This is a genomic window from Gottfriedia acidiceleris, from assembly GCF_036421055.1.
GTDB classification, from domain to species: domain Bacteria; phylum Bacillota; class Bacilli; order Bacillales; family Bacillaceae_G; genus Gottfriedia; species Gottfriedia acidiceleris_C.
Genome location: NZ_JAZGQS010000016.1, coordinates 29459 through 51476 on the forward strand (window position 1 = coordinate 29459; position 22018 = coordinate 51476).

Sequence of the window (22018 nt, forward strand, 5' to 3'; positions counted from 1 at the left end):
TAAAAATGAATATATAACAAAAAAAGACAACCGTGGACTTGAGTAGTCTGTGGTTGTTCTTTTTTAGGTAAAAATTGTTTCTAAAGTATTATACATTTACCTGACTAAAAAGGATACGTTTTAAAGTATTTTCAGCTTCTTTTAATAGGACTGCAGTTTCAAAAGTTGCTTGTGCTTGCCCTGCACCGCCTCCACCTTTTCCGTCAACCTGTTTTAGTAAATTTTTAATTAGCTCACCGCAATGTACATCATTTTTAAGTTGATTAATTAGCAATAATTTTTGCTCTTTTACGCTTGAAAAAACAAGTAATGAAGGTTTTTTAGATTGGATTGTCTTTGCAAGTAACTGTAAGTCTTTTACTGATTCTTCTTCAAATGTTTTAATAATGATATCATTCATTGCATTTAATAGTAACTCGTTAGAGATTGAGTTGAAAATCGTTTCTTTCATTCTCTCAATTTCTTTTTGCGCTTCTTTTAATTCGTTAATCGTCATTTCGACTTTATCCTTAACTTGATCTGTATGTGTATTAAATAATTGATTAATATTTGATAATGTTTTACTAGTTTTTTGAACTTCTTCTAGTGCTCTATAGCCACATTTAAAATGAAGTCTAGTAGTTTGTCTTACTTTTTCAGTTTTAATTAACTTAATTAATCCAATTTCGCCCGTTTGTTTTACATGTGTACCACAACAAGCAGATAAATCTGTATGTTCAATCTCAACAATTCGTATGTTGTCTTCAACTTTTGGTAATTTGCGTAGTTGAAGAGCATTTAATTCTTCTTTAATTACGAAGTAAGTTTTAATTTCAAAATTAGCAAGAATCTTTTCATATACTGCTTTTTCAATTTGATTTAATTGTTCAGGAGAAAGAGAAGGTGTATCTATGTCAATCGTTACGGTCTCTTTTCCTAAATGAAAACTTACAGTAGGTAGATCAAATAGTTCAATAATTGTTGCTGAAAGTAAATGTTGGCCGCTATGATGCTGCATATGGTCAATTCTTCGATCCCAATTTATTTCACATGTTGCTTCATTTGAATCCGGTCTTGCATTTAAGACATGGATTACTTCTTCATTATCTTCTATTAAATCAACAATTTCGATTCCATTAATTGTACCGAAATCAGATGGCTGTCCGCCTCCTTCAGGATAAAATGCAGAATCCTCAAGTTTGATATGAAACAAAGAATCAACTTCTTTAATGTCTGTAATTTTAGTGAACCATTTTTTTAATGAGGGGTGTTCAAAATATAGTTTATTTGCCATGATAATACCTCTAATCTTTTAATTTCCAAAATTTGATGTTTATTTTAAATTATCTAGAAAAATAAAAACTTAAAATAATCTATTTTTAATTTTAGCATAATTGACAATTAGACAAATAGATTTTAGTATTTAGTTAATTAACTAAATACTAAAACTTAGAGGTGTGAAATGTGAACGAATTATTTAAAGCATTATCGGATCCAACTCGAAGAAAAATTTTAGATCTATTAAAAGAGAAGGATTTAACTGCTGGAGAAATATCAGAACAATTTGATATGTCAAAACCTAGTATTTCGCAGCATCTTAAAATATTAAAATCAGCCCAGTTAATTCAAGATGAAAAGAAGGGGCAATTTATTATTTATTCTCTAAATATGACAGTTTTCCAAGAAATTATTAGTTGGGCATATAGTTTTAAAGAAAATAATTGAGAGGTGACTTATTTTGAAAAAGCATTTAATGGCTATTTTACTATTTATTTGTTCACTAGTATTATGGATTATTAACTTTCATGATTTACCAAGTCAACTACCAGTTCACTGGGATTTTTCAGGTAATATTAATAATTACGATTCAAAAATGCAAACATTTATCGAGCTCCATGCGCTAATGCTTTTCGTTTATTTATTGCCAATTATAACGCCAAGGATTGATCCAAGAAAAGAGAATTATAAGTTATTCCAAAGAAGTTTGTACTTTATGGCAACAGGGATTTTATTTAGTTTCTTTTTAATGAACATGGGTGTCTTATTTTACGGGTTAGGTTATAACGTCCATATTGGTTCAATGAGTTTTCTCTTTATTGGTCTTTTGTTTATGTTTCTTGGAAATTATATGCCTCATGTTCGTTCGAATTATTTTATTGGCGTCCGTACACCATGGACATTAAGTAATGAAAATGTTTGGAAAAAAACACATCGTGTTAGTGGCAGATTTTTTATGATTATAGGTTTATGTTTTTTATTGCTTTATTTTATACCAGTGAGTAATAAGGGAGTAGTTGTCATTCCATTGATCATCTTATTAGTTGGTTTCCCAACTATCTACTCATATATTGCATTTAAAAAGGAAATGAAAAACTAAATAAAAGCTATTTTTTACAAAATTTGGTGAATGTTTTTGAATTTATTTTAGAAAAAATTTAATTTCCTTTTAAAGTATGGTATTGTAAGGAGTAGAGCAAAAGAGTTGGAGGAATAAAATTAAAATGATTACAGTAAGCAATGTTAGTTTGCGTTTTGCGGACAGAAAACTATTTGATGATGTTAATATAAAGTTTACACCAGGTAACTGTTACGGTTTAATTGGTGCTAATGGTGCGGGTAAATCTACTTTTATTAAAATTTTATCTGGTGAAATCGAGCCATCTACAGGTGATGTTATTGTAACGCCAGGTGAGCGCCTTGCAGTATTAAAACAAAACCAGTTCGAATATGAAGAGTTTGAAGTTCTTCAAACAGTTATTATGGGTCATACTCGTCTTTATGAGGTAATGAAAGAAAAAGATGCAATCTACATGAAGGAAGATTTTACTGAAGAAGATGGCATGAAAGCTGCAGAACTTGAAGGTGAGTTTGCAGAGTTAAATGGTTGGGAAGCAGAATCAGAAGCTGCGATTTTATTAAAGGGTCTTGGTATTACAGAAGACTTACATTATAAAAAAATGGCTGAATTACAAGCTGGAGAGAAAGTAAAAGTTTTACTTGCTCAAGCACTATTTGGCCAACCAGATATTCTTTTACTAGATGAGCCTACGAATAACTTAGATCTTAAAGCTGTTCAATGGTTAGAAAACTTCTTAATTAACTTTGAAAACACAGTTATCGTTGTATCACATGACCGTCACTTCTTAAATCAAGTATGTACGCATATGGCTGATTTAGATTTTGGTAAAATTCAACTTTATGTTGGTAACTATGACTTCTGGTACGAATCAAGTCAATTAGCTCAAAAATTAATGTCTGATGCTAATAAGAAAAAAGAAGAGAAAATTAAAGAACTACAAGGATTTATTGCTCGATTTAGCTCAAATGCTTCAAAAGCAAAACAAGCTACTTCACGTAAAAAACTTTTAGATAAAATTACTCTTGATGATATTAGACCATCTTCTCGTCGTTATCCATTCGTTGGATTTACACCAGAGCGAGAAGTTGGAAATGATTTATTAACTGTAGAAGGAATTTCTAAAACAATCGATGGTGAAAAAGTACTTGATAATGTACGTTTCACTGTAAACAAAGGCGATAAAATTGCGTTTGTTGGTAAAAATGACGTTGCAATTTCAACTTTATTTAAAATTTTAATGGGTGAAATGGAGCCAGATACTGGTTCATTTAAATGGGGTGTAACAACTTCTCAAGCATTTTTCCCTAAAGATAACTCTGAGTTCTTTGAAAATAGTGATATGAATTTAATCGAATGGTTACGTCAGTTCTCTCCACAAGATGAGTCAGAAAGCTTCTTGCGTGGTTTCTTAGGACGTATGCTATTCTCTGGTGAGGAAGTAATGAAAAAAGCTTCTGTTCTATCAGGGGGAGAAAAAGTTCGTTGTATGCTTTCAAAAATGATGTTAAGTGGAGCAAACGTATTAGTATTAGATGATCCTACTAACCACTTAGACCTAGAGTCAATTACGGCATTAAATAATGGTTTAATTGCATTTAAAGGTACTGCTTTATTCACATCTCATGACCATCAGTTCATTCAAACAATTGCAAACCGTATCATTGAAGTAACCCCAAATGGTTTAGTCGATAAAGAGTGTACTTATGATGAGTTCTTAGAAAACAAGGATTTACAAAAGCAAGTAGAAGAGCTATATAATAAGTAATTCCACCAACACTGACCCTTTCACATTGAAAGCGTGAATGGAGTGAAACCACTAATCAATTGATTAGTGGTTTTTCGTACTTTCATCTTGTTTTTATATTTGTTAAACTATAAAAAAGGGAGGAGAAATAATGTCTGAATTAAATGAAAATAAGTTTTATAAAAAGTATTTAAAGAAAGCTTCTTCCTATTTAGGAAATAAAGAAAAATCTACGAATTTATTGAAAAAAGCAGCTAAATTGGCACCAGATAAAAAAGGGGCGCTAGGGGAAGCTTGGGAAAAAGTAAATTTATTTATAGAGCTATTTAAATCATATATTAATGGCAGTTATAGAGATATTTCCACAAAATCAATTTTGACAGTCATTGGAGCATTAATTTATTTTGTCAGTCCAATTGACGCAATACCTGATTTTATCGTAGGCTTAGGCTTTTTAGATGATGCAACGATTTTAGCGTATACATTTAAACAAATTAACAAAGATATTGAAAAGTATAAAATTTGGAAAGAAAATAATAACGAAAAAGATCATTCAACAAATATAGTGGTGATTGAAGAGTCCGAGGAAAAACAAGAGCTAAAAGAATAAAATTAAAATAAGGTTGCCCATTATTTATGAATGGGCAACCTTTTCTACACTTTTAATAATGTACATGACTTTCATCTTTTGACCATACAATGAAAGGGTTTTCAATATCTTTTACTTTAATCCTAATTTGTTCACTAGGGATCGTTCGATCTTCATATGGCAATGAAAGTTCTTCATAAATATGTGCATCATCAAAACCAATTTTTGCAGCTTCATCTTTTGTGAAAAAATAATATATTTTTGAAATTCTAGACCAATAGGCGGCACTTAGACACATCGGACATGGTTCACAGCTAGTATATAAGACTGCATCCTTTAATAAATATGTACCTAAATTTTGACATGCATTTCGAATTGCTTGGACTTCTGCATGTGCAGTTGGATCGTTTAAAGTTGTAACGCCATTTACACCTGCACCAATTACTTTTCCATTTTGGACAATGACTGCTCCGAATGGCCCACCATTTTTATTTAATAAGTTTTCGTAAGCAAGTCTTACACTTAATTTAATCCAATCAGAGTGATTCAAACTAACACCACCTTTATAGTAATAAGGGCGAAAAGTATTTACATTTATCTAACCTCTTAAATTAATATAAATAAGTAGTCAATCAAATTGGTTATTCGGTTACAAATCTTTAAAAAAACCATTAATATTAAAAAGGGTATCTTACTTATTTGTACACTCTACTACAGTTTTTCAGAACATATTTATTCCATTTAAAAATAAGAAAATTTATTTTTTTAATAGAGTAATATGATTTTAACAAAAATTTTAATGATAAAAGTAAATGGTAATTGAAGACGGAAATCTTATAAATATTCAAAATGTCGAATGATTTATTTAAAAAATTAAAGGATTTATTTAAATAGAATTCGAATATGTAAACGGTTACAACTTTTGAAGGATGTGTTTCGAATGAAGAATTTCGGAAATTATATTCAATTACAAGTGTATAGTGATGGGAAAAAAAGTGATATTCCTGTTAGATTTGAGGATTTAGAAAAGTTAGCAAAAGATCAATTAGAGGAAGGACCTTTTTATTATATAGCTGGAGGCGCAGGTAGTGAGCGCTCGATGAATGAAAATAGAGTAGCATTTGATAAGTGGAAAATTGTACCGCGGATGTTACGTAATGTGGCTGAGCGAGATATTAGTATAAATTTATTTGGCCAAACTTATAATTCGCCAATTTTATTTGCTCCAATTGGTGTCCAGTCGATTGCCCACCCAGAAGGGGAACTTGAAACTGCTAGAGCTGCAGCAGAATTGAATATTCCATACATTACTAGTACTGCATCTACTTACTCATTAGAAAGAGTTTCAACTGTTCTAGGAAATTCTCCTAAATGGTATCAATTATATTGTAGTAGTGATATGGAAATAGCAGCAAGTATGATGAAACGTGCTGAAGCAAATGGCTACGAAGCGATTGTTATTACTCTTGATACCTCGATTATGGGCTGGAGAGAGAAAGATATTGAAAATGCATATTTACCATTTTTACAAGGGCAAGGTATTGGCAACTATTTAGAGGATCCTGTATTTCGCTCAAGATTAAATAAATCACCTGAAGAAGATCCACAGTCGGCAATTCTATTATGGACAAGACTCTTTGGCAATCCTGCATTAACGTGGCAAGATTTAGCATTTTTGCGAAAACAAACTAAATTACCGATTTTATTAAAGGGAATTTTACATAAGGAAGATGCAATGCTTGCACTTGAATATGGTATGGATGGCATTATCGTTTCGAATCATGGTGGTAGACAAGTTGATGGAACAATTAGTACGTTAGATGCATTAGAGAGTATTTGTAGTGAATTAAAAGGTAGATTACCAATTTTAATGGATAGTGGCATTAGAAGGGGATCAGATGTATATAAAGCTTTAGCAATCGGTGCTGATGCGGTATTAATTGGTCGACCGTATATGTATGGCCTCGTTCTTGCTGGTAAAAACGGAGTAGTCCAAGTAATGAAAAATATTTTAGCTGATTTTGATTTAACGATGGCTCTATCTGGACAAAAAAGTATCAGTGAATTAAAACCATCATTGTTAGTGAAAGAAAACAACAGTAAGCATTTTTAACAAAAAGAAAGAGCGACTTCAAAAGTGCTAAGACTAATGAGCCGCTCTTTCTTTTTGAAAATAGAATTATGCTAGTTCTTTACTTCGGAATATACTATTAAGAAAAACTTCTCCATCATACAACCAATTATAAAACCGATTAAACCAGGTATTACCCAACCGAATCCTTTACTTTGCATTGGAACAATCGATAATAATTCATTTAGTCCGTTATTAAAAAATGATGAATTGATAATTTCGATTAAGCTATAAATTCCAACAAATAAAATTGTGAATAAATAAACGGGTCTACCTTTAAATGGTAATTGATCGTGTAAAAGTGCTAGTACAATCAATGCAATTGCCATTGGATATAAAAGACCTAATATTGGAACGGAAACTTTTAATATTTGTGTAAGTCCTAAATTTGCTACGAAACCACTTATAAAACATAATAAGATTGCCCATTTTTTATAAGATAATCTAGGGAAAATACTATTAAAATATTGAGAACATGATGTAATTAAACCAATACAAACACTTAAACAGGCAAGTGTAAAAATAAGTCCTAAAACAATCGTTCCACCATTACCAAATAATTGATTCATTACTGTTGTTAAGACGATTGCTCCATTGTCAATTTGGCCAGTAATTGTTGCTGAAGCACCTAGGTAGCCGATTATAAAATAAGTCATTGATAATAATAATGCACAAATTAAACCGAAGATCATTAAATACTTAATTTGTAATTTTTGATTTGTGACATTTAATCTTTGAAAAATATTGATGAATACAATCCCATAAATTAAAGCACATATCCCATCCATTGTTTGATAGCCATCTAAAATTCCTTGTGAGACAGGATTAGATTTGTACGTTAAGGATGCATCCTTAAAACTAGATAAATCTGTAAACATTGCTTTTATAAAAACAATTAAAATTAAGAATAGTAAAGCTGGAGTTAAAATTTTACCGAATCTGTCAACTAATTTTGAAGGTGATTTAGCGAACCAATAAACGATAATAAAAAACACAATCGTATAAACTAATAGCCCTATAGGAGAAACAGACAAACCTTCGGACAAAAATGGTTTAACACCCATTTCATATGCTAGACTACTAGCTCGTGGAATAGCCAGTCCAGGTCCAATCGACAAGTAGATTGCCATTGGGAAGAGAAGCGCAAAAATAGGATGTACTCTTTTTACAAGCGTATCAAAATTACCGGACTTTGCTATTGCAATAAATGCTAAAATCGCAATTCCTGCATCGGAAATAATAAATCCAATAATTGCTTCCCACACATTCTCACCGGCTGCTTGTCCTATGTATGCTGGGAAAATCAAATTACCAGCACCAAATAACATAGAAAATAACATAAATCCAATAAACAGTATTTCTTTTTTTGTTAAAGTATTCAAATAATTCACCTCAAACATCGTTGCTTTTAAAAATGATTTTCTCATTCTATCAAAAAATAACTCTATTTACTACTAAATCTTTTAAACTTCTTAAAATTTTCATAAAGAATCAAAAAAATATCTTTTGTCCTAATTTTTATTACTTAAAGCATAAGAAAACTTGTCCTCTAACTATATATACTTATAGGCTTTTTTAAAGGAGGACTAGAATGATCCAATTTCAAGATATATCTTTTAGATTTTCTAATGGAAAAAGTGCAGTTTTGGATTTATCTTTTTCAATTGATACAGGGGAATGCTTTGTTTTAATTGGACCAAGTGGTAGTGGAAAAACAACAACAATTAAATTAATAAATAGATTAATTAAACCAACTGACGGTGAAATTTTTTATAATAATAAAAACATTAAAGATTATGATGAACATAAGTTGAGGAGAGAGTTTGGATATGTACTTCAACAAATTGCACTCTTTCCCCATATGAATGTTGAAGAAAACATTTCAATCGTACCAGAATTAAAAAAATGGAACAAAGCACAAATAAAAGAACGCACACGAGAATTATTAGAATTAGTAAAATTAAATCCTTTGGAATATAGTAAAAGATCGGTTTCAGAATTATCTGGGGGTCAACAGCAGCGGGTAGGTGTAGCGAGGGCTTTAGCAGGGGATCCAAATTTATTATTAATGGACGAACCATTTAGTGCATTAGATCCGATTACAAGATTACAATTACAAAAGGACCTTTTGCAATTAAAAGCAAAGATTAATAAAACGATCCTTTTCGTTACTCATGATTTAGACGAGGCATTTTATTTAGGGGACCGAATCGGGATCATGCATGATGGTGAACTAGTTCAGATTGGTACGAAGGATGAAATTTTAAATAATCCTATCAATCCTTTTGTAGAACAATTTATTGACAATTATCGTAGTAAAGCTGTTGTAAAGGAGGGAATATAAGATGATTCTCACTTCATTTACAACGACTCTTGCAAATAGAAAAGGGCAACTATTAACGGCTTTGTTAGAGCATATTCAAATTTCAGTATTTGCACTAATTATTGCCATCATTATAGCTGTCCCAATTGGAATTTTCCTTACGAGGAAGAAAGTTGTCTCAGAATTTGTAATTGGAACCACAGCAGTTATTCAAACTATTCCATCATTGGCACTGTTAGGGATTTTAATACCATTAGTCGGTATTGGAAAAATTCCAGCGGTCATTGCGTTAAGTGTGTATGCTTTATTGCCAATTTTACGAAATACATACACCGGAATTAAGGAGATTGATCCAATCCTATTAGAAGCAGCAACTGGGTTAGGAATGAACGGCAGACAAAGGCTTTTTAAGGTTGAATTGCCATTAGCATTACCAGTTATAATGGCTGGAATCAGAACAGCGATGGTCTTAATTGTTGGAACTGCAACAATCGCCGCTCTAATAGGAGCTGGAGGTTTAGGTAGTTTAATCTTACTAGGAATCGACCGAAACGATATGAATTTAATCATTATAGGGGCAATACCTTCAGCACTTTTAGCAATTTTATTTGATTTTATTTTAAGATTAATAGAGAAGAGGAGTTTCAAGAGTTTTTCATTAAGAATCATAACTGCTAGTTTTATTTTATTAGCATTATTATTTTCTCCATTAACTATTAAATCTTGGAATAAAACAGATCTAGTGATTGCTGGAAAACTAGGTGCTGAACCAGAAATTATAATGAATATGTATAAATTAATGATTGAGGATGAAACGAATCTAAATGTTGAAGTTAAGCCGAATTTTGGTAAAACAACATTTGTGTATAATGCATTAAAAAAAGGTGATATTGATATTTATCCAGAATATACAGGTACAGTCATTTCTACTTTTTTGAAAGAAAAGGCTGTTAGTAATGATGCAAAAGCTGTATATGAACAAGCTGCTGAAGGTTTAGCAAAAAAGTATAATTTGAGCTATTTAGAACCTATGAAATTTAATGACACATATGCTTTAGCTGTTCCGGTTCACATTTCAAAACAATTTGGAATCGAAACCATTTCAGATGCAACCAAAGTAGAAAATCAGTTAAAAGCAGGTTTCACTTTAGAATTTACAGATCGTGAAGACGGATATATAGGATTACAAAAACTATATGGATTGAAGTTCAAAAATTTAAAAACGATGGAGCCAAAATTGAGATATGACGCAATTCAATCGGGCGATCTCTCAATAATCGATGCGTATTCAACTGATAGTGAGCTCCAAAGTTATAACATGAAAGTGTTAGTTGATGATAAAAATTTATTCCCACCATATCAATGCGCACCACTTCTAAGAAAAGAAACAGTTAAAAAATATCCAGAAGTAAAAAATATATTAAATCAATTAAAAAATAAGATAACAGATGATGAAATGCGAGAAATGAATTACAAAGTAAATGTTAGTGGAAAATCTGCTGAAAGTGTTGCTAGAGAGTTTTTAAAGAAAGAGGGTTTGCTAAAATAAACGAAATGGACTATCTTGAGGACTGTTCTAAGCGGTCCTTTTTTTAATGTAATACACAGAACGTAAATCGCTGATCTAATTTTTTAGCAGACTCGTAGCGACTTTTTATTCGATTAAGATAGATTAGTGGAAATTTGCTTGTTTTCTTTTAAGAACAATAATACTATGAACAGTTTTTAGGGTGAAATACCATAACAGGTATGGGGAATTTTGTTTCTTAATTGCACTTTTGAAAGATTTAATTGCAGATTCTCTAATTTTATTTGCAGTTTGCCGTTTATTTTCAGCTTTTTATCACTTATTTGCACTACCCTAAGACTTATTTGTACCAACCTCATACCCATCAATAAAAAGAGGGTTACCTTAAAATAGGCTACCCTCTTTTTGTTATCATACGATAAGAATATTAATGTTTAATGTTTAATCATTATAGGCTCCAGTTAACATCTCACTTACAAAAGAATCATTTTCCCATTCTTCATAAGAGAAATCTACTGAATGATCCTGATCGGATTTTTCGTCTTTAATCTGAATGTCAAAATGATTACTCATTACTTTCAACACTTCATTGATTTCGTTAACAGTCCCATTAATTTGTAAAGTAGCCATTTTTGCTCGCCTCCGATTGTAATTTACAGAAAATTCTGTATAAAGTAACCATATGATAATCCTTTTAAAAACATTTTTCAAGAGTAAAATTTTGTCGAAAAATTATTTTGAAAAAATGTAAAGGTTTTCATTGTTGATATACCAATATTTATACGACATTTGAATAAATTATGAATTTAAAATTTTCTAAAAACTTGTTGATTAATTTCGTAGATTGGAATAAAGTAAGTACAAATATTTTAACTCTTGAGGAGGATTAACCGTGACAGAGCAACAGATTTTTTTAAATGGTGAATTCGTTCAAAAACAAGATGCAAAAGTTTCTGTATATGATCATGGATATCTATATGGAGATGGAGTATTCGAAGGGATTCGCGTTTACGATGGCAATGTATTTCGTTTAAAAGAACATCTCATTCGATTATATGAATCAGCAAAATCAATTTTGTTAACAATTCCTTATTCATTAGAAGAGTTAACACAAATTGTAGTTGATACAGTAAATCGAAATAATTTACATAGTGGTTATATTCGACTGGTAGTCTCAAGAGGTGAAGGGAATCTTGGATTAGATCCAACTTCTTGTCCAAGAGCAAATGTAGTTGTCATTGCTGAACAACTAGCACTTTTTCCACAAGAACTATATGAAAATGGAATGGAAATTGTAACAGTAGCAACGAGAAGAAATCGAAGCGATGTATTAAATCCACAAATTAAATCTTTAAATTACTTAAATAACATATTAGTAAAAATTGAAGCGAAACTAGCTGGAGTTCAAGAAGCACTAATGCTAAACGACCAAGGCTTTGTAGCTGAAGGTTCAGGAGATAATGTCTTTTTAGTAAAAGGGAATAAGTTAATTACTCCACCTAGTTCAGCGGGTGCTTTAGAAGGAATTACTCGAAATGCAATTATGGAATTAGGTGACACATTAGGTTACGAAGTTGAAGAAAAATTGTTCACTCGACATGATGTTTATATTGCCGATGAGGTTTTCTTAACTGGAACAGCAGCTGAAGTAATTGGCGTATCTAAGGTAGATGGACGAGTGATTGGTGATGGAAAACCAGGACCAAATACACAAAGATTATTAAAAGCATTTCGTCAATTAGTAGTAGAAGATGGAGAAAAAATTTACGTAAAACAAGGGTGATAAATTGTGCGAAGTGACATGATCAAAAAAGGAATCGACCGAGCGCCTCATCGTAGCTTATTATTAGCGGCAGGTGTTAAAGAGGAAGATTTTAATAAACCATTTATAGCAATTTGTAATTCATATATTGATATTGTGCCAGGTCATATTCATTTAAGGGAAATGGCTGATGTGGTAAAACAAGCGATTCGCGATGCTGGTGGAGTTCCATTTGAGTTTAATACGATTGGTGTCGATGATGGAATTGCAATGGGGCATATCGGAATGAGGTATTCTTTACCAAGTAGGGAAATCATCGCCGATGCAGCCGAAACTGTAATAAATGCACATTGGTTTGATGGAGTATTTTATATGCCAAACTGCGATAAAATCACACCTGGAATGCTAATGGCAGCTGTTCGTACAAATGTACCAGCAGTTTTTGTATCAGGTGGACCAATGGCAGGTGGATTATCTAAAGATGGCAAGGCTCTATCTCTTGCTTCAGTTTTTGAAGGGGTTGGTGCTTTTAAATCAGGAAAAATGAGTGTAGAAGAATTACTCGATATTGAAAAGTCAGCATGTCCTACATGTGGATCATGTTCTGGAATGTTTACAGCAAATTCAATGAATTGCATTATGGAGATGCTTGGTGTAGCACTACCATATAACGGAACAATACTTGCAACTAGTAAAGACAGACATCAATTAATCCGTGATGCAGCTTTTCATCTAATGGATTGCATTGAAAACGATATAAAACCAAGAGATATTATTACAAAAGAGGCAATTGATGATGCATTTGCACTAGATATGGCAATGGGTGGATCAACAAATACTGTTTTACACTTAATGGCTATCGCAAATGAAGCAGGAGTTGATTACGACTTAAAGGATATTAATCATGTAGCTAGAAGAGTACCTTACTTATCAAAGATTAGTCCCGCTTCGCATTATTCAATGCATGATGTTCATTTAGCAGGCGGTGTTCCAGCAATTATTAAAGAACTTACTACCATTCCTGGAGCAATAAATAGTGACCGTATTACAATTACAGGAAAAACTTTATTCGAGAATGTGCAAGAAGCTTCAATCACCAATAGTGAAGTGATTCGTAAAAAAGAAAATCCTTATTCACAAACAGGCGGATTATCGATTTTACATGGAAACCTAGCCCCAGACGGAGCAGTTATTAAAGTAGGTGCCGTTGATTCTTCAATCCAAACATTTATTGGTGAGGCAATTTGTTTTAACTCACACGATGAGGCTGTTGAAGCGATTGATAATGGTCTAGTTAAAGAGGGGCATGTCGTTGTCATTCGATATGAGGGTCCTAAAGGTGGACCTGGAATGCCTGAAATGCTTGCACCAACTTCATCAATTGTTGGAAGAGGTTTAGGAACAAAAGTTGCGTTAATTACAGATGGTCGTTTTTCAGGTGCTACTAGAGGAATTGCAATCGGACATATTTCTCCAGAAGCGGCTGAAGGTGGACCAATTGCATATATTGAAGACGGTGATGAAATCATAATTGATCTTTTATCAAGAAGTATTACAGTATCAATTTCAAACGAAACCTTAGAATCTCGTAAAACATCATCCAAATTACATGAACCAAAAGTTAAAACGGGTTATTTAGCAAGATATGCAAAGTTAGTTACTTCTGCTAATACAGGCGGAATATTAAAAATATGAAAAAGCATTGAAAGAGAAAAGTAGTTATGAAAAGGATCTTCAGAGAGTCGGTGGCTGGTGTGAACCGATGACCTTGATTAATGAAACTCACTCTTGAGTGTCAAGCTGAATTAATTTGTAATGTAAGCTTGAACGTTGGTCACGTTATAGCCAGATTTTGGTTAGCCAAAATCCCAAAGTTAGGTTATTAACCTAAGAAGAAGGGTGGTACCGCGAAAAGTCTTTCGCCCCTTCAGCATCTGCTGAAGTGTGGAGTTATGGCTTTTTTTATTGCGAATAAATGGGTAAATTTTATCCAAAATTGGAGGGAAAAGTAGAAATGAGTCATCATTCGATGAGAACTCTGTCAAAAGAATTGTCAGGTGCAAATTTACTAATTGATGCTTTGAAAAATGAAAATGTTGAAATGATTTTTGGGTACCCTGGAGGGGCAGTATTACCATTATATGATGCACTTTATGATGCTGATATTCCTCACATTCTAGCAAGACATGAACAAGGGGCCATCCACGCTGCAGAAGGATATGCACGAGTAACTGGTCGACCGGGAGTTGTCATCGCAACAAGTGGTCCAGGTGCAACAAATGTAGTAACTGGTTTAGCAGATGCGATGATGGATTCATTACCGCTAGTTGTTTTTACTGGTCAGGTTGCTACAAATGTAATCGGAACGGATGCTTTTCAGGAAGCAGATGTTATTGGAATCACAATGCCAGTTACAAAACATAACTACCAAGTGCGTAATGTAGAAGATGTCCCACAAATTGTAAAAGAGGCATTCCATATTGCTTCAACCGGCCGTCCAGGTCCAGTCGTCATCGATTTACCAAAAAATATGATGGTTGAAAAAGGAGTGAAAAAGGACGAAGTAGAAGTTCAATTACCAGGTTATCAACCGACTTATGAACCAAATTATCTTCAAATTACAAAGTTAATAGGAGCAATTGAAAAAGCTAAAAAACCAGTCGTATTAGCTGGAGCAGGAATATTACATGCAAAAGCAGCAAAAGAGTTTACTGAATTTATTAAAAAGTTCAATATTCCAGTTGTAAATACGCTTTTAGGGTTAGGTGGATTTCCAGCAAATGAGGAATTATTCCTAGGAATGGGAGGTATGCACGGAACTTATACAGCAAATATGGCCATGTATGAAAGTGATTTACTAATTAACATCGGGGCAAGATTTGATGATCGGTTAACAGGGAATTTAGCACACTTTGCTAAAAATGCTGTTGTAGCACATATCGATATCGATCCTGCTGAAATAAATAAAGTTATTCCGACAAATATTCCAATCGTCGGATGTGCTAAGGAAGTTCTGAAAGTTCTATTAAAACAAAAAGTAGATAAACAAAATCATAGTGAATGGTTAGAACTACTTAAAAGCCGTAAAGAGGCCTTTCCACTGCAGTATGAACCGAGTAGAGAAGTTATTAAACCACAAACTGTCTTAACTTTACTTCATTCGATTACAAATGGGAAAGCGACGATTTCTACGGATGTAGGTCAACATCAAATGTGGGCGGCGCAATATTATCCTTTTGACGAACCACATAAATGGATCACTTCAGGTGGACTTGGAACGATGGGATTTGGATTACCAGCTGCAATCGGAGCTCAATTTGCTAAACCTGATGAATTAGTTGTCGCCATTGTAGGTGATGCCGGATTTCAAATGACATTGCAAGAATTAAGCATGATCAAGGAACATAATTTACAAGTTAAAATTTTAATTTTAAATAATGCAGCTTTAGGAATGGTAAGACAGTGGCAATCAGCTTTTTATAATGACCGCTTCTCTAGTTCTCTATTAGACTGCCAGCCTAGTTTCACAAAACTTGCTGAAGCTTACGGTATTAAAGGGATGACAATCTCAGATCCAAATTTAGTTGAAAGTCAATTAAGGGAAGCAATTGAATTTGATGGGCCAGTTTTAATTGATTGCCGAGTTCATCAAGCTGAAATTGTTACACCAATGGTTCCACCTGGTAAAGGAATTCATGAAATGGAAGGGGTGAAATAATGAAACGAGTCATTACATCAACTGTTTTAAATAACAGTGGCGTACTTAACCGAATTACAGGAGTGATCTCGAGAAGACGCTTTAATATCGAAAGTATTTCTGTAGGTCATACTGAACAAGATCATATTTCAAGAATTACATTTGTCGTACATGTAGAGGATTTACAACAAGTTGAACAATTAATTAAACAACTTCATAAGCAAATTGATGTGATAAAAGTAGCAGATATAACCGAAGAGTCAGTTATTGCTAGGGAACTCGCCTTAATAAAGGTAAGTACGAATGCTGCTACAAGAAATGAAATTTATAGTCTAATTGAACCATTTAGAGCCTCGGTTATTGATGTAAGCCGTGATCAGATTGTCGTTCAAGTAACTGGCACTTCTGATAAGGTTGAGGCTTTGATTGAATTATTAAGACCTTTCGAACTAAAAGAAATAGCTCGAACAGGTGTAACCGCATTTACTAGATCTGCTAAACATAAGGAGCATGCTCAAAAGCTACTCTCTTATTAAATAAAAATATAAAACTAAAAAAATTGGAGGAATTTGAAAATGGCAAAAGTATATTATGGTACAGACGTAAAGGAAAATGTATTAGTAGGGAAAACGATTGCAGTAATTGGTTATGGATCACAAGGTCACGCACATGCTTTAAATTTACATGAAAATGGTCATAAAGTAGTTGTTGGTTGTCGACCTGGTAAATCATGGGACGCAGCAGCTAATGACGGACTACATGTAACTACAGTTGCAGAAGCTTCAAAGGAAGCAGACGTAGTAATGATTCTATTACCAGATGAGCATCAACCAACTGTTTATAAAAATGAAATTGAACCTTATCTAGAAAGTGGTAATGCGCTTGCGTTTGCACACGGATTTAATGTTCATTTTAATCAAATTGTTCCTCCTGCAAATGTTGATGTATTTTTAGTAGCTCCAAAAGGACCAGGACATCTTGTTCGCCGTACTTTTGTCGATGGTGCAGCGGTTCCAGCATTATTTGCTGTTTACCAAGATGTTACAGGCGAAGCAAAAAATGTAGCACTTTCTTATGCTGATGGAATTGGCTCAACTAGAGCGGGTGTACTTGAAACATCATTTAAAGAGGAAACAGAAACAGATTTATTCGGAGAACAAGCGGTACTATGTGGTGGTGTAACTTCTTTAGTAAAATCAGGATTTGAAACATTAGTAGAAGCAGGCTATCAGCCAGAAGTTGCATACTTTGAGTGTTTACATGAGTTGAAGCTAATCGTTGATTTAATGTACGAAGGCGGTATGAGCTATATGAGATACTCAATCTCTGATACTGCACAATGGGGTGATTTCGTATCTGGTCCTCGAGTAGTAGCGAATGAGTCAAAATTAGCTATGAAAGACATCTTAACAGAAATTCAAGATGGGACATTTGCAAAAGGCTGGATTAACGAAAATAAAAATGGTCGTCCAGTATTCAATGAAATCAATGAAAGTGAAAAACAACATCAGTTAGAAGAGGTTGGAGAAAAACTTCGTGCAATGATGCCATTTATCCAAAGAAAAGAAAAGGTCGAGGTGAAATAAAAAATGAGTAAAATTCAGTTTCTTGATACAACATTACGTGATGGCGAACAATCTCCTGGGGTTAATTTAAATCGATTTGAAAAGCTCGAAATTGCAAGACAACTAGAAGCTTTAGGTGTTGATATCATTGAGGCTGGTTTTGCCGCTTCCTCAGAAGGTGACTTTTTAGGTGTTCAAGAGATTGCGAGACAGATTCGTTCTGTCTCCGTCTCAAGCCTTTCTCGAGCAAAAGATTCAGATATTAAAACAGCATGGGATGCGTTAAAAAATGCTGCAGAACCGAGACTTCATATATTTCTAGCAACAAGTGATATTCATATGAAATATAAATTAAACATGACGAGATTAGAAGTTTTGGAAACAGCTAAACATTGTGTACAGCTTGCAAAATCCTTTTTCCCAAAAGTCCAAATTTCGGCTGAGGATGCCTGTCGTACTGATCGAGCATTTCTTGCCGAATTCGCAGAGACTGCCATTAAAGCAGGTGCAGATGTGGTAAATATTCCAGATACTGTTGGTTACACAAGTCCTTCAGAATATTACGATCTATTTAAATATTTACAAGAAAATGTACCGTCTTATCATAAAGCTATTTTTTCTTGTCACTGCCATGATGACCTAGGAATGGCAGTAGCGAATTCTTTAGCTGCTATACAGGCTGGAGCAACACAAGTAGAATGCACCGTAAATGGAATTGGGGAAAGAGCAGGAAACGCAGCACTAGAAGAAATAGCTGTTGCACTACATATTAGGGAAGATGTTTACCGGAAAAATACTAATTTACGATTACAAGAAATTACGAAGACAAGTGAACTTGTTAGTCGTCTTACAGGTATGGTTGTCCAGAAAAATAAAGCAATTGTTGGTACAAATGCATTTGCTCATGAATCAGGTATTCACCAAGATGGCGTTCTAAAAGAGCCAACAACATATGAAATTATCCCGCCTTCATTAATTGGACTTTCTACAAATTCATTAGTATTAGGGAAACATTCAGGGCGTCATGCTTTTACTGATCGATTAAAAGAACTTGGATTCAACTTTTCAACAGAGATTATAAACGAAGCGTTTATTCAATTTAAAGCTTTGACAGATTCGAAAAAAGAAATTACAGATGCAGATTTATTAAACATTATAAGTAAGTGGAGCAAAAAGGAGGTTCTAAAATGAAATTAAACATCGCATGTCTTCCAGGAGACGGAATCGGACCAGAAATTATGAGTTCAGCAGTACAGGTTTTAGAACAGATTGCACAATCTTATCAACATGAATTTACTTTTTCAACAAATTTATTTGGTGGCCACGCGATCGATGAAACTGGCACTTCATTACCGAAAGAAACATTAGATAATTGTTTAAATTCGGATGCTGTATTATTAGCTGCAGTAGGTGGACCAAAATGGGATCAAGGTGTTGAGCGACCAGAAAGTGGCTTATTAAGATTAAGAAAATCACTTAATTTATACGCAAACATTCGACCAGTCGATGTTTACGATGAACTTGTAAATCACTCTCCTTTAAAATCTGAACAAGTAAGAAATGTAAGCTTTGTCGTCGTTCGAGAATTAACAGGAGGAATTTATTTTTCAAAACCTCGCTTTCATAATGAAAATGAAGCAACCGATACGCTTTCCTATACTAGAGAAGAAATTGAACGAATTGTAACGTATGGGTTTGAATTAGCAAAAACTAGAAAAGGTAAACTTACATCAGTTGATAAAGCTAATGTATTAGAATCTAGTAAACTTTGGAGAAAAATTGTAAATGAAATCAGTTCAAACTATCCAGAAGTAGAAGTTGAGCATATTCTTGTTGATGCTGCTGCGATGGAGTTAATTCGAAATCCAAGAAGATTTGATGTTATCGTTACTGAAAATTTATTCGGGGATATTTTAAGCGATGAAGCTTCCATGATTACGGGCTCATTAGGAATGCTACCTTCTGCAAGTAGATCTGGCAAGGGTCCTTCATTATATGAACCAATTCACGGTTCAGCACCAGACATCGCTGGACAAAATAAGGCTAACCCTATTGCAATTTTAAGGTCAGTCTGCATGATGCTTCGTGATTTTAATTTAGTTGATGAAGCAAATTCGATTGAAAATGCGATTGTTAATTCAATAAATAATGGCTATTTAACTGGTGACCTAGGTGGGAAAAGTTCAACCATTGAATTTACAGAACAAGTAATCAAGGAAATACAATTTCAAACAGTTGGAGGTACTATTCGATGAAACAAACATTGTTTGATAAACTTTGGCAAAATCATGTTGTAACTGGTGAAGTTGGTAAACCTCAGCTTTTGTATATCGATTTACACTTAGTCCATGAGGTAACTTCTCCACAAGCTTTCGAAGGATTGAGATTATCCAATCGAAAAGTAAGAAGACCAGAATTAACCTTTGCGACGATGGATCATAATGTACCAACACAAAATCAATTAGTTATCACTGACTTAATTGCGAAACAACAAATGGATACGTTAAGAAATAATTGTCAGGAGTTCAATATTCCTTTAGCAGATATTACAGATGAAGACCAAGGCATTGTCCACGTAATTGGACCAGAACTTGGGTTAACTCAGCCGGGAAAAACAATTGTCTGTGGTGATAGTCATACGTCAACTCACGGTGCATTTGGTGCTTTAGCTTTTGGAATTGGAACAAGCGAAGTTGAACATGTTTTAGCAACACAAACTTTATGGCAAGTTAAGCCGAAATCAATGGGTGTAAAACTTGATGGTAAGCTTCCAAAAGGTGTGTATGCTAAAGATATCATTCTTCATTTACTAGCCACTTATGGTGTATCAATGGGAACTGGATATGTCATTGAGTTTTATGGTGAAGCCATTACAAATATGTCAATGGAAGAGCGTATGACTTTATGTAATATGGCGATTGAGGGAGGAGCAAAGGCAGGATTGGTTGCTCCTGATCAAAAAACTTTTGATTATCTAAAAGGTCGAAAATATACAGTAAATTCTTATGATGAAAAATTAGTAGAATGGAAGAAACTATATACAGAAGAGGGAGCGACATTTGATAAAACAATCGAAGTAGATGTAGCAAGCCTTGCACCTTATGTAACTTGGGGAACAAATCCTGGAATGGGTGTAAGGATTGATGGAATCCTTCCAAAAGCAAAGGATGAGAACTACGAACGAGCTTATGAATATATGGGATTAAAGCCGGAAATTACTCCTAAAGAGATTCCAGTACAACATGTATTCATCGGTTCATGTACAAATTCTAGATTGTCTGATTTAGAGGAAGCTGCTAAGTATCTTAAAGGAAAGAAAGTAAAGTCTGATGTGCGTGCATTAGTTGTTCCAGGATCAAAAAAGGTTCGTAATGCAGCGATGGCAAAAGGGCTACATAAAGTCTTTATCGAAGCAGGATTCGAATGGAGGGAAGCTGGTTGTTCAATGTGTCTTGCAATGAATCCAGACCAAGTACCAGCTGGAGAACATTGTGCATCTACTTCAAACCGAAACTTTGAAGGAAGACAAGGTAAAGGAGCAAGAACACATTTAGTAAGTCCTGTAATGGCAGCGGCTGCTGCAGTACATGGTCATTTTATTGATATTCGAAAGGAGCAAGCAAATGAAACCGTTACGTACGCATAAAGGCACGACAGTATCAATTATGTTAGATAATATCGACACAGACCAAATTATTCCGAAACAATATTTAAAGCGAATAGAACGAACTGGCTTTGGAGAATTTTTATTCGATGAATGGCGATATCATGATGATCGATCACCAAATCAATCTTTTTCATTAAATAAAGAGGATCGAAAAAATGCTTCAATTTTAATAAGTGGAAATAATTTTGGTTGCGGATCTTCTAGAGAACACGCACCTTGGGCATTAAATGATTACGGTTTTACAATTATTATTGCTGGTAGCTTCGCAGATATTTTCTACAATAATTGTATAAAAAATGGCATGCTTCCGATCGTCTTAAAGGATGAGATTCGCTCACAATTATCTACATTAAGTGGAAATCAAGAAATTGAAGTAGATTTAGAAAACCAAGTCGTAAAAACAATATTTGGGAACTTTGATTTTGCAATCGATCCCGTTTGGAAAGAAAAATTACTTAATGGCTTGGATGATATTGCCATTACGATGAAATACGAAAATGACATTGAGAAATATGAAAAATTACACGCTTAACTAAAAATGGAAGTATCTTATAAGTTAACCACTTATTAGATACTTCTTTTTAATCTAAGAGAAGCAAAGAGAAAAGTAAGCTGCATTAAAAATTTGCTTTGTTTAGGCAAATATAGAATATTGAACTTAGAATTGGAAAGCA

19 protein-coding genes, 1 pseudogene and 1 other annotated feature are annotated in these 22018 nt (G+C 33.6%); of the genes and pseudogenes, 16 read left to right on the top strand and 4 right to left on the bottom strand.

All coding sequences use genetic code 11. The annotated features are described in order from the left end of the window. Positions 1-88 precede the first annotated feature (88 nt). On the bottom strand, positions 89-1273 hold the full coding sequence (locus RAH41_RS19475; protein WP_331224886.1) for an alanyl-tRNA editing protein: 1185 nt from the start codon (positions 1271-1273) through the stop codon (positions 89-91). A 170-nt stretch (positions 1274-1443) separates the two neighbouring features. On the opposite strand from RAH41_RS19475, the gene RAH41_RS19480 reads away from it, so the two are divergent. From RAH41_RS19480 to RAH41_RS19495, 4 genes are all read left to right on the top strand, one after another. Continuing rightward, positions 1444-1704, top strand: a complete 261-nt coding sequence (locus tag RAH41_RS19480; protein ID WP_069032479.1) for an autorepressor SdpR family transcription factor — start codon at positions 1444-1446, stop codon at positions 1702-1704. A 13-nt stretch (positions 1705-1717) separates the two neighbouring features. Continuing rightward, entirely contained in the window at positions 1718-2356 is a 639-nt protein-coding gene (locus RAH41_RS19485) for an SdpI family protein (RefSeq protein WP_331224888.1), read from the top strand. A gap of 124 nt (positions 2357-2480) precedes the next feature. Further along, entirely contained in the window at positions 2481-4103 is a 1623-nt protein-coding gene (locus RAH41_RS19490; protein WP_331224889.1) for an ABC-F family ATP-binding cassette domain-containing protein, read from the top strand. Positions 4104-4233: 130 nt separating this feature from the next. Beyond that, the gene (locus RAH41_RS19495) at positions 4234-4692 is read left to right on the top strand and encodes a YkvA family protein (RefSeq protein WP_331224891.1); all 459 of its coding nucleotides are present in this window, start codon (positions 4234-4236) and stop codon (positions 4690-4692) included. Between the two features lie 52 nt (positions 4693-4744). On the opposite strand, the gene RAH41_RS19500 is transcribed toward RAH41_RS19495, so the two are convergent. Then, positions 4745-5221, bottom strand: a complete 477-nt coding sequence (locus RAH41_RS19500) for a nucleoside deaminase (protein ID WP_331224893.1) — start codon at positions 5219-5221, stop codon at positions 4745-4747. 390 nt (positions 5222-5611) lie between these two features. Between RAH41_RS19500 and RAH41_RS19505 the strand changes: the two genes are divergently transcribed. Beyond that, positions 5612-6784 (top strand): lactate 2-monooxygenase, encoded by a 1173-nt coding sequence (locus tag RAH41_RS19505; RefSeq protein ID WP_331224895.1) that lies wholly within the window; start codon positions 5612-5614, stop codon positions 6782-6784. 71 nt (positions 6785-6855) lie between these two features. On the opposite strand, the gene brnQ is transcribed toward RAH41_RS19505, so the two are convergent. Then, positions 6856-8184, bottom strand: coding sequence for a branched-chain amino acid transport system II carrier protein (gene brnQ, locus RAH41_RS19510; RefSeq protein WP_331224897.1), 1329 nt, complete (start codon positions 8182-8184; stop codon positions 6856-6858). Positions 8185-8393: 209 nt separating this feature from the next. On the opposite strand from brnQ, the gene RAH41_RS19515 reads away from it, so the two are divergent. Together RAH41_RS19515 and RAH41_RS19520 are read left to right on the top strand one after the other, a co-directional pair. Next, positions 8394-9146 (top strand): ABC transporter ATP-binding protein, encoded by a 753-nt coding sequence (locus RAH41_RS19515; protein WP_331224899.1) that lies wholly within the window; start codon positions 8394-8396, stop codon positions 9144-9146. A gap of 1 nt (position 9147) precedes the next feature. Next, the gene (locus tag RAH41_RS19520; RefSeq protein WP_331224901.1) at positions 9148-10674 is read left to right on the top strand and encodes an ABC transporter permease/substrate-binding protein; all 1527 of its coding nucleotides are present in this window, start codon (positions 9148-9150) and stop codon (positions 10672-10674) included. 420 nt (positions 10675-11094) lie between these two features. Here the strand turns inward: RAH41_RS19520 and RAH41_RS19525 are convergent, their stop codons facing one another. Then, positions 11095-11283 carry a hypothetical protein gene (locus RAH41_RS19525; RefSeq protein ID WP_331224903.1) on the bottom strand — a complete coding sequence of 63 codons (189 nt, stop codon included), beginning with the start codon at positions 11281-11283 and terminating at the stop codon, positions 11095-11097. Between the two features lie 262 nt (positions 11284-11545). Between RAH41_RS19525 and ilvE the strand changes: the two genes are divergently transcribed. From ilvE to leuD, 9 genes and pseudogenes are all read left to right on the top strand, one after another. Beyond that, complete coding sequence (ilvE, locus tag RAH41_RS19530) at positions 11546-12436, top strand: branched-chain-amino-acid transaminase (RefSeq protein ID WP_069032489.1); 891 nt, start codon at positions 11546-11548, stop codon at positions 12434-12436. 6 nt (positions 12437-12442) lie between these two features. After that, positions 12443-14110 (top strand): dihydroxy-acid dehydratase, encoded by a 1668-nt coding sequence (gene ilvD / locus RAH41_RS19535; protein ID WP_331224906.1) that lies wholly within the window; start codon positions 12443-12445, stop codon positions 14108-14110. Beyond that, positions 14109-14345: a binding site (T-box leader), on the top strand. Its footprint overlaps the gene before it by 2 nt. A 99-nt stretch (positions 14346-14444) precedes the next feature. Then, positions 14445-16133, top strand: a complete 1689-nt coding sequence (gene ilvB / locus RAH41_RS19540) for an acetolactate synthase large subunit (RefSeq protein ID WP_331224988.1) — start codon at positions 14445-14447, stop codon at positions 16131-16133. Further along, on the top strand, positions 16133-16648 hold the full coding sequence (ilvN, locus tag RAH41_RS19545) for an acetolactate synthase small subunit (protein ID WP_025671139.1): 516 nt from the start codon (positions 16133-16135) through the stop codon (positions 16646-16648). Before ilvB ends, ilvN begins: the two co-directional genes overlap by 1 nt. A gap of 39 nt (positions 16649-16687) precedes the next feature. Further along, the gene (gene ilvC, locus RAH41_RS19550; protein ID WP_331224908.1) at positions 16688-17698 is read left to right on the top strand and encodes a ketol-acid reductoisomerase; all 1011 of its coding nucleotides are present in this window, start codon (positions 16688-16690) and stop codon (positions 17696-17698) included. A 3-nt stretch (positions 17699-17701) separates the two neighbouring features. After that, positions 17702-18823: pseudogene (locus RAH41_RS19555) on the top strand (2-isopropylmalate synthase); the annotation flags it as partial. Positions 18824-18864: 41 nt separating this feature from the next. Continuing rightward, a complete protein-coding gene (leuB, locus tag RAH41_RS19560; RefSeq protein WP_331224910.1) occupies positions 18865-19932 on the top strand; it encodes a 3-isopropylmalate dehydrogenase in 1068 nt (355 codons plus the stop codon). Next, entirely contained in the window at positions 19929-21323 is a 1395-nt protein-coding gene (gene leuC / locus RAH41_RS19565; protein WP_331224912.1) for a 3-isopropylmalate dehydratase large subunit, read from the top strand. The genes leuB and leuC overlap by 4 nt, the downstream gene beginning before the upstream one ends. Then, positions 21301-21876 (top strand): 3-isopropylmalate dehydratase small subunit, encoded by a 576-nt coding sequence (gene leuD / locus RAH41_RS19570; protein ID WP_331224914.1) that lies wholly within the window; start codon positions 21301-21303, stop codon positions 21874-21876. The genes leuC and leuD overlap by 23 nt, the downstream gene beginning before the upstream one ends. Positions 21877-22018: the final 142 nt, after the last annotated feature.